10 protein-coding genes are annotated in these 13,016 nt (G+C 31.4%); 3 read left to right on the top strand and 7 right to left on the bottom strand.

Annotated elements, in window-relative coordinates; genetic code table 11:
- Positions 1-63: 63 nt before the first annotated feature.
- Both FHK87_RS02770 and FHK87_RS02765 read right to left on the bottom strand, forming a co-directional pair.
- Entirely contained in the window at positions 64-420 is a 357-nt protein-coding gene (locus FHK87_RS02770; RefSeq protein WP_140589493.1) for a hypothetical protein, read from the bottom strand.
- A gap of 74 nt (positions 421-494) precedes the next feature.
- Positions 495-1,154: an MIP/aquaporin family protein gene (locus tag FHK87_RS02765; RefSeq protein ID WP_140589491.1), complete on the bottom strand. Its 660-nt coding sequence runs from the start codon at positions 1,152-1,154 to the stop codon at positions 495-497.
- A gap of 122 nt (positions 1,155-1,276) precedes the next feature.
- On the opposite strand from FHK87_RS02765, the gene FHK87_RS02760 reads away from it, so the two are divergent.
- Complete coding sequence (locus FHK87_RS02760; protein WP_140589488.1) at positions 1,277-2,119, top strand: DUF2911 domain-containing protein; 843 nt, start codon at positions 1,277-1,279, stop codon at positions 2,117-2,119.
- Positions 2,120-2,247: 128 nt separating this feature from the next.
- On the opposite strand, the gene FHK87_RS02755 is transcribed toward FHK87_RS02760, so the two are convergent.
- A complete protein-coding gene (locus FHK87_RS02755; protein ID WP_140589486.1) occupies positions 2,248-3,222 on the bottom strand; it encodes a Gfo/Idh/MocA family protein in 975 nt (324 codons plus the stop codon).
- A 225-nt stretch (positions 3,223-3,447) separates the two neighbouring features.
- Here FHK87_RS02755 and FHK87_RS02750 point away from each other — a divergent pair, with 225 nt between their 5' ends.
- On the top strand, positions 3,448-3,711 hold the full coding sequence (locus FHK87_RS02750) for a hypothetical protein (protein ID WP_226294025.1): 264 nt from the start codon (positions 3,448-3,450) through the stop codon (positions 3,709-3,711).
- Positions 3,712-3,731: 20 nt separating this feature from the next.
- Here FHK87_RS02750 and FHK87_RS02745 read toward each other — a convergent pair whose 3' ends face one another.
- The 3 genes from FHK87_RS02745 to FHK87_RS02735 all read right to left on the bottom strand — a co-directional run bounded on the left by FHK87_RS02745 (position 3,732) and on the right by FHK87_RS02735 (position 10,411).
- Positions 3,732-5,432 (bottom strand): sodium:solute symporter, encoded by a 1,701-nt coding sequence (locus FHK87_RS02745; protein WP_140589481.1) that lies wholly within the window; start codon positions 5,430-5,432, stop codon positions 3,732-3,734.
- A 169-nt stretch (positions 5,433-5,601) separates the two neighbouring features.
- Complete coding sequence (locus FHK87_RS02740) at positions 5,602-8,100, bottom strand: PIG-L family deacetylase (protein WP_140589479.1); 2,499 nt, start codon at positions 8,098-8,100, stop codon at positions 5,602-5,604.
- 130 nt (positions 8,101-8,230) lie between these two features.
- A complete protein-coding gene (locus FHK87_RS02735; RefSeq protein WP_140589476.1) occupies positions 8,231-10,411 on the bottom strand; it encodes an endonuclease MutS2 in 2,181 nt (726 codons plus the stop codon).
- An 87-nt stretch (positions 10,412-10,498) separates the two neighbouring features.
- Here FHK87_RS02735 and FHK87_RS02730 point away from each other — a divergent pair, with 87 nt between their 5' ends.
- Positions 10,499-11,164 carry a uracil-DNA glycosylase gene (locus FHK87_RS02730; protein ID WP_140589474.1) on the top strand — a complete coding sequence of 222 codons (666 nt, stop codon included), beginning with the start codon at positions 10,499-10,501 and terminating at the stop codon, positions 11,162-11,164.
- A 913-nt stretch (positions 11,165-12,077) separates the two neighbouring features.
- Here the strand turns inward: FHK87_RS02730 and FHK87_RS02725 are convergent.
- On the bottom strand, positions 12,078-12,929 hold the full coding sequence (locus FHK87_RS02725) for a substrate-binding domain-containing protein (protein WP_140589472.1): 852 nt from the start codon (positions 12,927-12,929) through the stop codon (positions 12,078-12,080).
- Positions 12,930-13,016 lie beyond the last annotated feature (87 nt).

Genomic DNA, 13,016 nt, shown 5'->3' with positions numbered 1-13,016 from the left:
TAGTAAAGGTATGATCATTTTTGTTTAACTAAAAACATTTATTGTTAAACAATATAAAATTATTTAAAAGTATCCTTCAGCCCAAGATTTGGCTTCTTCTAAGGTATTGAAATATGCAAAAGACCTGTCATAGAGGCCTTGTTCTATCATTGCTTTGTCGCGTTCTGTTTTTCTTTGAGATACAATTGCCAATCCTTTCATATTAGGAAGTTGTCCTAGTCGAAATACTTCTTCTGCAACTTCATGCTCAAATTTTCTATTGGTAATCATGATAAAGCTCTTATTTCCAAAATGCGATTTGATATCTTCTCTGATTATATTTGCTTTATCTAATGTCACAAACACTCCTTTGTGTATTGTAATAATGACATAAGAAGTATGAAACTCTAAATCATAAAACTTCTCATAATTAGTATTCATCCAAAAAAAGTTTTTGATAAAGATATGTTAAAAAAGTAAAATTTTCTTACAAAAATAATTTCACGAGTCATTTTTTAACATTCATCACAGCAATTATCATCTTTTATAAGTTTACAAGTAGCTACTGCTAATATAGCCCCAAGAACAGGAGCTGTGAAATATAACCATTGGTGTTCCCAATGACCTGTGAGTAAGGCCGGACCGAGAGAACGTGCAGGGTTCATAGATGCTTTTGTCATAGGACCGGCAAACATAGCTTCAAGTAATACCACGCCTCCTACGGCTATTCCTGCCATTACTCCGATCTCTTTTGATCCTGTAGATACATTAATGATTACTGTCATTAAGAAATAAGTAAGTAGGACCTCTAGTATAAATGCTTTTAAACTATCCAGAGCCGGTAAAGTAGCTCCTAAAAATTCACTTTCTGGAAAAAGAAAAGAAAGACAACTACTAGCGATAATTGCCCCGACACATTGTGCAAGTATATATTTTGGAACTTCTTTCCATTCAAATTTTTTTGCGTAAGCAAATGCAATTGTTACTGCTGGATTAAAATGCGCTCCGGATATTTCTCCATACGCATAGATCATTGCCATGACAATGAGTCCCCATGTAATTGCTACTCCTATATGACCAATACTGCCATTTGTTATTTCATCTATAGCCATAGCTCCTGTTCCACAAAATACCATGCTAAATGTACCAATCGTTTCAGAAATATATCTTTTCATTATTGAGTTTAAAAATCCTGTAAATATACTACTCCTTAATTTAAGTTTTTGTTAACTTTTAATGCCATGGTATTCCTTAATTTAGTTCGGTATAATTCACAAACAAATTAAATTTAACACAAATGAAAAAAATTGTCTTATTTCTTTCTGCTATTTTATTCTCTTTAGGAGTTGATGCTCAGGTTAAAGCACCGCAACCTAGCCCTACTTCAAAAATTAGCCAGGTAGTAGGATTAACAGATGTATCTGTAGAATATGCAAGACCTAGTATGAAAGGAAGAACCATTTTTGGTAATCTTGTACCAGAGGGTAAATTATGGAGAACGGGAGCTAATAAAAATACACAGGTCACTTTTAGCGATGATATAAAGATTAATGGGAAAGAACTTAAAAAAGGTTCTTATGCAATTTTTACTAAACCTTCTAAAGGAAGCTGGGAAGTAATTTTTTATGCAGATACTAATAACTGGGGAACACCAAGAGAATGGGATGATAGTAAAATAGCTTTGAAAACGACTGCAAAAGTGAAAGCGCTACCATCTAATGTAGAGACTTTTACAATTGGATTTTCAGATCTTAAAATGGATGGTGCTAATATGTTTTTTGAATGGGAAAAAACACAAGCGGTTATTGCTATAGAAACTCCTGCAAAAAAACAAACTCTTGCAAGTATAGAACAAATTATGGCTGGTCCATCTAGTAATGACCATTATCAAGCTGCTACTTTTTATAAAGAAATAGGAGAATTTGCAAAAGCAAAAGAACATATTGATAAAGCTATCTCTCTTCGTAAAGAACCTGCTTTTTGGGTTCACAGACAGCAGTCTTTGATTTATGCTAAAAATGGAGATAAAGCTGGTGCAATAAAAGCAGCAAAAACTTCGTTAGAATTAGCAGAGAAGGCAGGAAATGCTGACTACGTTAAACTTAATAAAGACTCCCTTGCTGAGTGGGGAGCCAAATAAACCACTCTTTTTCACACACAAATCATATAAAAAGCGTTCTGTCACAGAACGCTTTTTTTGTTTTTATCCCTTATTTTAATATACAACTCTAATAGGTTTCAAAAATCAATTTGTTTTGGCACTATATTTTAGTCATAATACAAACCAATTTGTGCTCTTACAGCATCTAATAATGAAATAAGTTGAAGGCTTTTTTCAAAAGTCATGATTGTACTTTCTATTCGGTTTTGCGCCAACATTTCTTGTACATGAATAGCTTCAAAATTGTATCCGTATGTGTCGACATCAAACTCTATTTTTTTTGACTGTTGATTACTTTCTATAATTACAGAAGTAGGTTCATGAAACCTATTACAGATTATAATATTTGCGTCTTCGAGCTCTATAATTGCTTCTGTATCGGTTTTTTTATTTAGAGTACTATATAAATGTGCATTGATGTTGTTTTTATACTCAAGTTGTATCATACATTCTTCATCAACGCCAGTTGAAGTTAATACTGCTTTAGCATCAATTTTTTCAGGGATTCCGATTAAACTTAACGCACAAAATAATGGGTATATACCAATATCTAATAAGCTGCCGCCACCTAGTTTTTTATTGAATAGTCTACTATTAGGGTCAAAAATTGCTTCAAACCCAAAATCGGCTTTTAATGATTTGATTTTTCCATATTTTTTTGTTTCGATTAATTCGATCACATATTGGTAGTGAGGCAAGAAATATGTCCATAAGGCTTCCATAAGAAAAACATTATTCATTTTTGCAGTAGAGATCATTTCTTTGACTTGATCTATATTCATTGCAAATGGCTTTTCACACAAAACAGCTTTTTTATGATTAAGACACATTATTGTATTTGTGTGGTGAAAAGGGTGAGGAGTTGCAATATAAATAACTATTACTTCTTGATCCCTGGCAAGGTCTTGATAATTACCATAATAATTGCTTACATCATATTTCTTTCCAAATTCTTTTGCTTTATCAAAGTCTCTACTCGCTATTGCATAGAGTTTTGCATTTGGTACTTTAGAAAGATCTTGTGCAAATTTATGAGCGATTTTACCACAACCAATGATTCCCCATTTTATGATATTATTCATGTATTTTGATTATGATTTTTTATTAATTCATCAATATTTTTGATAAATATTTATTTGTTGTATACTTTTTTTAAATAGCTGCTAATAAGTGTTTTAAATTTTGATTTCGCTATATTTTTTAGTAAATTAAAGGATTGATTATCTTAACACCTGATCCTTATGAGAGCTTACAGTTACAAAAGAGTCCCCCAAAATAGACAACCACAATTTTTGCGACTTAACCGAATGAAAAATGAACTTTCTGTGATGTTAGCAAAATTGAATTCATATCGTTGTGAACCTTGCACTTCTGAAATGTATGAACAATATACAGAATTAAGCAGCAAAGGAAGACAATTAAAACTATCTATTGATAAACTCTCAAAGTTTGAAGATGATAATTCTGTAACACAAGCGGGAGAAAAAATCAATAGTGTTTTGAAAGAATTTCATGGTTTTCAAAACGGTTTTTTATCGTATCTGTCTACTAATGCAGTAGTTCATTTTTAAGAACCTAAGATGAATTGATTTTAGATCTTTTTACTTTCTGAAATCAATTCATTTATGAGTTGTACCCCTATAGCAATTGTCATTACTAATACACATCCAAAAAGATTAAGCCATAGATATGGCATCCAATCAAAATACCATCCAAAAATAACGATAACCTGAGTGATAATAGCCGCAATAAACGTAGCGTCACTACGAACATATTTGATAAAAAAGGCTAATAAAAAGATACCAAGAACATTACCATAAAAAATTGAACCAATTATATTTACTAACTGGATGAGATTATCAAAAAGATTGGCGAAACAAGCTACAAAAATTGCAAGTACTCCCCATAATAGTGTAAATAGTTTTGAAGCATTTACATAATGTTTTTCATCTTTCTCAGTTTTTACATTTCTTTTGTAAAGATCTATTGCTGTGGTAGAAGCCAATGCATTAAGTTCTGATGCAGTAGAAGACATAGCTGCAGATAAAATTACCGCTAATAACAATCCAATTAATCCTCGTGGTAAATTATTGAGGATGAAATGTATGAATACATAATCTTTATCATTAGTTTCGACTGTATTATCTACTTTTTTTATAATACCTTTAGCTTTAGTTCTGATTTTTTGATCAGTATCATTTAAGGCTTTGATATTGCTTTTTATACTTTTTGAATTTTGAGATGCATGGTCAGCGTTTTTTATGTATTTACCGATTTCAAGTTCTTTGGTTTTTTGTAATTCAGATAGCTGATTTTCTAAATCTGTATACTCTGCGGCAAATTCAGAGTTTTGAACTGCTACTTTTGCTGCTGGGTTAAAATTAATAGGTGTAGGATTAAATTGATAAAAAACAAATACCATAACCCCTACCAGAAGTATAAAAAACTGCATGGGAACTTTTAACAGACCGTTAAACAATAACCCTAGTTGACTTTCTTTTATTGATTTTCCTGAAAGATAACGTTGAACTTGACTCTGATCTGTACCAAAGTATGACAGCATCAAGAATGTACCGCCTATAATTCCTGTCCATACTGTATATCTGTTGCTAAGGTCAAAGGAAAAATCGAGAATTTTCATTTTTCCGCTCGCACCTGCAATGTCAAGTGCTTTTGTAAATGTAATTCCTTGAGGTAAATAGCTTATGATTAAGAAAAATGCGATAAACATTCCTGTAAAAATAACAGCCATTTGTTGTTTTTGAGTGACACTTACAGCTTTAGTTCCTCCAGAAACGGTATAAATAATCACTAAAATACCAATTACAATGTTTAATATAGTTAGATCCCATCCTAATACTGCTGATAAGATAATAGCAGGAGCAAATATGGTTATTCCTGCACCTAAACCTCTTTGTATTAAAAAAAGAATAGCGGTAAGCGTTCTGGTTTTTAGATCAAATCTGGTTTCAAGGTATTCGTATGCGGTATATACCTTAAGTTTATGGTATAAGGGTATAAAAACCATACAAATAACTACCATTGCTATTGGAAGACCAAAATAAAATTGAACAAAGCCCATACCACTGTGAAAGGCTTGTCCGGGAGTAGATAAAAATGTAATTGCACTAGCTTGAGTTGCCATTACTGATAGTCCTATTGTCCACCATTTGGCCTCGCTACCACCACGAATGTATTCTTCTACATTTTTACTTTTTCGGGTTTTCCATGATCCATATAAAACGATAAACATCAACGTACCGATTAATACGATCCAATCTATAATTTGCATTTTAAGGTTTTGAATTAGATATAAAAATGATTCATATGATTAATGAATATTTTATGAATATATTTTTGATATTACATAGAACAAGACAATATAAATAGCATTTGCAATAAGGATTAGAGAATACCATTTTTTCCAAATTATTTTTTCTTTTGCTTGTTTCATATCCTTCTTATTTACCTAAAGATAAAATATTGGCAAAAAGACGATATGCTCCCGATACACCGGCAGGAAATTCTCTAAAAAAGCTAAGTCCTGTATACACATAATATCCTTTCCCGAATTTTGCAATTAAAAGTGGGCCTTTTTTTTCAGATTCACCCTTGTCATGAGCTTCTAAAATTGGTGTATATTGTTCTGACCATTCATTTGGAAAATATAAACCTCTTTCTTGTACCCATCCTTTAAAATCATTTTCTGTAATCTTGTTTGGAGTATTTAAAACTTCGTGGTCTTTTGCAAGTAGTGTTACTTTAGAATTTTCATCAGTAACCCGATCTCTTGATATTTTGAGAGGAAAAGGGCCAAGATCTTCTGTAACTTTCAATCTTCTATTAGTGTTGTATTGTATCACTAAGTTCCCTCCATTTTGAACATACTCAAGCAAGTATTTTTGTTTGAATTTTAATTGTTCTACTGTATTATATGCTCGTATGCCTACAACAATAGCGTCGTATTTTTTTAAATTTTCGGTGGTAATCGTATTAGGATTGATAATTGTAACTTTATATCCAATTTGCATTAAACTTTCAGGTACGACATCTCCAGCACCTTCTATGTAACCAATATTTTGACCTTTCTTTTGTATGTCTAAACGTACAACTTTTGTTTCTGCCGGCAATACTACGGTTTGATACGGGATATGATCATAATCTATAGTTACCACTTCTTTGGTATAGATTTTATTGTTTATCTCAATTTTTGGTACAATATACCCTTCACTTTGGGTCGTAGGAGGTGTTAACGTAAAAACCACTCTTTTTTCTTCTCCTTTTTGATTTAAAGTAAAATCTATAGATTCTGGGGTCACCGTCCAATTGTCCGGATGATTCAAACTAATTTTTCCTTTTTGATTAGGTTTTCCGGCTTTTATAGTAACAGGTATTTGTTTTGAATCTTCATTAGCATAAATAATAACCTTATCCTTGATATTTGCAGAAATAGCAGGAACAATTTCTAATGGTTTATATACTTCGCCTTTTACAGGATCATTTGTTTTGTACACAATTTCTCTTATAAAAGGAATAGCAACATTATTTATTAAGACTACAAATTCTGCTTTTATTTCATGATCAGTATTTGGTTTTCCTATTAAATTTCGATCTTTTACATTATAAATACCTAATGTACCTTTTTCATTTAACCAATATGGATTAGTAGGTTTTAAATTATCTGGAATTTTTACATTAAACTCAAAAGAATTGTTGGCATTATTGGACATTTCTTTAGCAGTATTTTCTTTAATATTTAATTTGTTTATTGCCAAAGATTGTAGTACCATTTTAGTTGTACTACGATTTATCGCTTCTATTTTTAAGTCTATTGTACTTCCTGTTGCTACATTGGATTGATTAGCTACGGCTTCTAGATAAAGCCCTGAAGCTGCTGCAATGATAGCTTTGATTTCTTTAGTTTTTACAGTTTTCCAATGTTTGTCTTCGAGCTGTTGTATGAGTTGGTATGCTTTTACTAATTCTGGGATAGAGGCTGCAGGATTTTCAAAATCATATTCTTTTTCAACTTTATACAGAATATCTCCAATTGGTTTTCCGCCTTTTATTCTATTCCAGGATGTGTCGATACCTTCAAAGATGTTGGTTTTATCTTTTGGTAATTGTCCTTTGATTAATTCTACATATTCATTTTGTTGCCCTCTGTTTCCTGTACTACCAAATCCCTGAGATTTATGTTGACTTCTACTTAATGCGGCTATTTCTGTATTGGATAATCCTAGAGCAGAATAGTATGTGCCAATGTCGAATTGTAATAGCTTTGTTTTATCTGCTTTTGCAAATTTTTCACGACTTCCATAAAACCACCAGGAAGTATTAAAAAAAAGTCGTTTTGGTTGCCATGTAGTTGTGTATTGTAATTGATCGGGATATACTTTTTGATCCGCTGTCAAATCAAAGGCCTCTGTACTTAAAATTGCAGAGGTAGTGTGATGACCATGAGTTGTGCCTGGGGTTCTGTGGTCAAAACGATTAATAATTATATCCGGTCTGAACTTACGTATTGCCCAAACGACATCGCCTAAAATTTCATTTTTATCCCATATTGATAATGTTTCATTTGGATGTTTTGAATATCCAAAATCGTTTGCACGAGTAAATAATTGTTCTCCTCCATCTGTTCTACGTGCAGCTAATAGTTCTTGAGTTCTGATTACTCCAAGTAATTCTCTTATTTCCGGGCCAATTAAATTTTGCCCTCCGTCACCTCTGGTAAGAGATAAATAAGCTGTACGAGCTTTGACATGGTTGGACATATATGAAATAAGTCTTGTATTTTCATCATCAGGATGTGCTGCAATGTATAAAACAGAACCTAAGAAATTAAGCTTTTTTATGGCTTGATGAATTTCTGAAGCGTTAAGTTTTTGAGGTTTTTGTGCTAAAGCAATAGAAGAAAATAATATACATATACCGAGAACAAAAAGTGATTTTCGCATGATGTTGTTGAAGCAATTTTTAATTGAATTTTATCAAATATATAAAGATAAAATTCTGATTATTGTGCTTTAAGGTTTCTTTAACAGCAGTAAAATCGTTCGTCTACGGTAAACGTCAGAGCCAAAGTCCCTATTTCTTTTTCTTACCGGATTCTACAAATTCAAGTTGATCTATAGCAACATTGGTTGTAAATATCCCATAATTTACAACAGCTTTGCCTTTTTCTATTGTATCAATAGTTCCGACAGACTTACCATCGAGCATTCTTACTCGATCTCCGATCTTTAAAATTACTTTTGGTTTTTGAGGAGCTTCTTTTTCTATTTTCTTTTTTTCTTCTTTCTTCTTTTCTCGAATTACTTTTACCTTTTCTGCTACTTCTTTTACAACTTTTTGTTCTTTAGCTTTTTCAATATTACGTTGCTTTGCAGATTGTTTTTTGCGTTTAGAGTTTTCTACTTCTACAATCTTGATAAACTCATTGATTAGCTCTCTTTTTTTCTTATTGTTAAAATATCTTTCGTTGAGTTCATCTATTTTTTGTCCGAGATAGATCATACGTTGATTGCTATCATATAATTCTTGATAGCTCTCAAGTTTTTGTTGTATTCTAGAATTTGTTTTTTCAAGTCGTTCTTTTTCTTCTTCTGCTTTTTGCTCTTTATTCTTCAGCGAAGAGGTTGTTTTTTGTAGTTTTGAACGTTCTTTTTGTAGATTGGCGATACTTTTATCAAATCTTATTTTACCTCTTTCTACTTTTTTCTTAGCCTTATTGATTAAGCTATATGGAATCCCATTTTTTTGTGCTACTTCAAAAGTAAACGAACTTCCTGCTTCTCCCAAATATAGTTTGAAGAGTGGTTCAAGAGTTTTGGCATTAAATAACATGTTTGCATTACTCATATATGGAAGTTCATTGGCTAACATTTTTAGATTAGCATAATGAGTTGTTATAATTCCATAAGATTCACGTTCATAAAAAACTTCTAAGAAAGCTTCGGCTAATGCACCTCCAAGTTCTGGATCACTTCCTGTACCAAACTCATCAATTAAAAATAAAGTTCTATCATTACATTTGCGTAAAAAATAGTTCATGTTTTTTAACCGATAACTGTAGGTACTTAGGTGATTTTCTATAGACTGATTGTCTCCGATATCGGTTAGAATTACATTGAATAAACACATTCTGCTATATTCGTGCACAGGGATAAGCATACCACTTTGCAGCATAACTTGTAATAAACCGATTGTTTTTAAGGTAATACTTTTTCCTCCGGCATTTGGACCAGAAATTACGATTATTCTATTCTCTTGATCTAGTGTTATACTTTGCGGAAATGTTTTTTCACCTTTTTCTTTGTTGGTAATATATAATAAAGGATGATAAGCATCTTTTAAATTCAATTCACGATCTGTAGTTATTTTTGGTAAAATTGCATTAAGTTGATTCGCGTATTTTGATTTGGCTGCAATAACATCAATGTTACCAAGATAATTCTGATACTGTTCTAATAATTCAGTAAAGGGTCTAAGCCTGTCGGTTAATTCTTTTAGGATTTTAACGATTTCTTCTCGTTCTTCATATAAAAGGTTGCTAAGTTCCCTACTAAATTGTAATGTAGCTTCGGGTTCTATATAAACAATACTTCCTGTTTTAGAATTACCCATAATTGCACCCTTAACTTTTCTACGGTACATAGCTTTTACGGCAAGAACTCTTCGATTATCTACAACACTTTCTTTGATCTCATCTAGATATCCAAAACTATTATAACGAGATAAATCTTTGCCAAAGCTACCATTTAATTTACCTTGTAAAATATTAATTTGCTTTCTCAGATTTAATAGAGTAGGAGAGGCATTGTCTTTGACCTCACCAAACTTGTCGATGACAGCTTCTATCAAATTTATAATGTCAGTGGTAAAAGGAACATCTGTTGATGTTTGATATAATACAGGGTAGATTTCTTTATTTTTCCTGAAAAAAATTAATAAATCATTAGCCGTTTTATTAAGAGATATTAATCGTTTAAGATTAAGCGCTTCGAGAAATGTATTTTCAATTTTTAATAACTGAATTTCTTTAGTAATGCTATCAAATCCATGATTAGGAATACGTGCATCTTGCATATATGAAGAAACATATTCGTTTACTTCCTGCAGCGCAATTAGTAATTTTTCTTCTGTAGAAAAAGGTGTTATATCTAAGGCTTTTGAAGTTCCTAAATCAGTATTGCAAAGTTCTGCAATTTGATTAAGAACAACATCAAACTCAAGATCGTCTAGTGTTTTTTTTGAAATGCGAATCATACTTTTTTTTACCCGATTTTTGGGTTATATTCGATCAAATTTTGAACCAGACAAAAGTACATAATTGTTATAATTTTTGATACCTAAATGAGTGTAAATATAGAAAACAGTTGGAAAGAACAACTTGAAACAGAGTTTGAGAAACCTTATTTTAAAACGTTAATTGATTTTGTGAAAGCAGAGTATAAAAATCATACATGTTATCCAAAAGGGAAATATATCTTTTCTGCATTTGACCATTGTCGTTTTGATGATGTAAAAGTTGTTATCATAGGTCAAGACCCCTATCATGGTCCTGATCAGGCAAACGGGTTGTGTTTTTCTGTAAAAGATGGTATTACCTTTCCTCCGTCATTGATTAATATATTTAAAGAAATAGAAGATGATTTAAATATTCCTTATCCATCTAGTGGTAATCTTGAACGTTGGGCAAAACAAGGTGTTTTATTATTAAATGCAACATTAACAGTAAGAGCGCATCAAGCAGGTTCACATCAAAATAAAGGCTGGGAGCAATTTACAGATGCAGTAATAAAAATAGTATCTGACAAAAAAGAGAATGTTGTTTTTTTATTATGGGGTGGATATGCAAAGAAGAAAGGTGCTAAAATAAATAAGAATAAGCATCATATTTTAACCAGTGGTCACCCTTCTCCGTTAAGCGCGAATAGAGGATATTGGTTTGGTAATAAGCACTTTAGTTTAGCTAATACATATCTAAAGGATACCAATCAAATAACAATTAATTGGTAAAAACGATTATGCGGCGTTAGGAATGTCTTTTGTTTTCGACTTATCTGAAGATTTCTTTGACAAAGAGTCAATCTTAGATTTTGATTTCTTTTTAGCAGAGTCTACAGATTGCATACTAAACTTGAGTAAAACAAAATTAAAAACTACTAAACTTGCTAATATTATTAAAAAGGTTACCATAACAGTCTATTTATAATTATTGATGCATACATATTAAAATGGTTGCGTATGCGCTAATAATTAGTTCATTTTACTTGGGGTAGGCTTGGCAAATGTACAAAAATATTTGCTTTGTCTACTTTTATATACCCTATATCTTTAAGAATTAGATAATTGATAAATAATTATATAATATATCATATAAATCTTAACATTATCTTAATTTATTTGTGTTCTTTATATATATAACGTTTTATTATTAAAATACCCTACCTCCATTTTATAATTTTTAATTACAAATGGGGTATTAGAATCTGATTTTGAAGTAGAAGATGGGGCATTTAATTTAAAATACATTGATACTTTACAAAAAAGATTTTTCTACTTTTATATAATATAGTAATCATGCTTATTTTAAATTTTAAAACTGTCTACTGATTTAAAAGACAGTGTTTTTACTTAGGTGAAGTGGGGAAATATTGGTATATTAGGTGTGTAATCTTAAAACCGATAATATGTCATTACATCATCTTAAAAAATTTAAAATTTCACGAGATAAATTGAAAAGTATTAAAGGGTCAGTATTTTTTAAATATCAAATTGGAGGATGCTTAGAAGGGTGTAGAGAAGCATGTGCTTATCCACCAGTATTCTTAGATCAAATATGTGCGGCCCAATGTGATAGTGAATGTTTTACTCATTAATTTATAAAAGCCTCATCTTAGATGAGGCTTTATAGTATGGTTATGTTTTTTCAAAATGAATGTAAAAATGCTTCAGGCGTAAGCTTTTTATTGATTATTTCTAATTCGTACAATTGATCTTGTACCTTGAGAAGCATATTGGTAGATAGCTGCGATTGACTCCATTCTGTTAATGTAAGCCATTTTTGTATATCTTCTAGTTGTTGTTTATATCGATCAGCAAGTATATTATCAATTGATGGAATTTGTTTAAAATTGGTAGAAGTCGAATTGATGATTTCTAAAACAGTTTGGATACATTCTGATGAGTCGTTTAAAATTTCATTTCTTACGGCAATTACAAAACATGGCCATGGAGTAGGGCAGTCAGCTACTCTTCTAAAAGTATTATTATCTACCAATGGCTTTGTAGTAAAATGCTCCCACATAAAGTAGTCTGCTGTTCCTTGTGTTAAAGTATCTACAGCACCATCAAGATTCTTTACAACTTCAAATTGTAGTGTTGTTGTATCCCACTTCTGATCTTGAGCGTTTACATAAGCCATCAAATGCGAACCAGAACCATACCTACTAATTGCAGCTTTAGTATGTTTAAGCTGCGATAATGCTGTGTATCTGGAGTTTTGAGAAACATGAATCCCCCATATTAATGGTGTTTGTATATAGGTTTGTACAATTTTGCAAGGATTGCCGTCTGTAATATCTTTTACAATACCTTCGGTTAAGATGACAGCCATATCGATATCCTTATTTCTTAGTGCTTCGCACATAGCTCCTGTACCACCCGGGTAATCAATCCATTGTAAGTTGATGTTTTTTTCAACGTATTGATTAGACTCAATGCCTAGATGCCAGGGTAAATTAAAATGCTCTGGAACACCACCGATTTTTATATTTTGCATTTATAATACTTTAAATTGTGTTTTTTGTCGATTTTTTATGTTTTTTATCGATTAAAACAAATTAGATTGTTATATTTGAATCATATT

It is taken from the genome of Aquimarina algicola (assembly GCF_006443095.1).
In the GTDB taxonomy this organism is placed as follows: Bacteria; Bacteroidota; Bacteroidia; order Flavobacteriales; family Flavobacteriaceae; genus Aquimarina; species Aquimarina algicola.
This window is presented reverse-complemented; position numbering and strand designations above follow the sequence as displayed.

What these genes read in the sequence shown, in the direction of transcription:
- FHK87_RS02770 (WP_140589493.1), bottom strand. Translation starts at nt 420, where the DNA reads ATGAATACTAATTATGAGAAGTTTTATGATTTAGAGTTTCATACTTCT.
- FHK87_RS02765 (WP_140589491.1), bottom strand. Translation starts at nt 1,154, where the DNA reads ATGAAAAGATATATTTCTGAAACGATTGGTACATTTAGCATGGTATTT.
- FHK87_RS02760 (WP_140589488.1), top strand. Translation starts at nt 1,277, where the DNA reads ATGAAAAAAATTGTCTTATTTCTTTCTGCTATTTTATTCTCTTTAGGA.
- FHK87_RS02755 (WP_140589486.1), bottom strand. Translation starts at nt 3,222, where the DNA reads ATGAATAATATCATAAAATGGGGAATCATTGGTTGTGGTAAAATCGCT.
- FHK87_RS02750 (WP_226294025.1), top strand. Translation starts at nt 3,448, where the DNA reads ATGAAAAATGAACTTTCTGTGATGTTAGCAAAATTGAATTCATATCGT.
- FHK87_RS02745 (WP_140589481.1), bottom strand. Translation starts at nt 5,432, where the DNA reads ATGCAAATTATAGATTGGATCGTATTAATCGGTACGTTGATGTTTATC.
- FHK87_RS02740 (WP_140589479.1), bottom strand. Translation starts at nt 8,100, where the DNA reads ATGCGAAAATCACTTTTTGTTCTCGGTATATGTATATTATTTTCTTCT.
- FHK87_RS02735 (WP_140589476.1), bottom strand. Translation starts at nt 10,411, where the DNA reads ATGATTCGCATTTCAAAAAAAACACTAGACGATCTTGAGTTTGATGTT.
- FHK87_RS02730 (WP_140589474.1), top strand. Translation starts at nt 10,499, where the DNA reads ATGAGTGTAAATATAGAAAACAGTTGGAAAGAACAACTTGAAACAGAG.
- FHK87_RS02725 (WP_140589472.1), bottom strand. Translation starts at nt 12,929, where the DNA reads ATGCAAAATATAAAAATCGGTGGTGTTCCAGAGCATTTTAATTTACCC.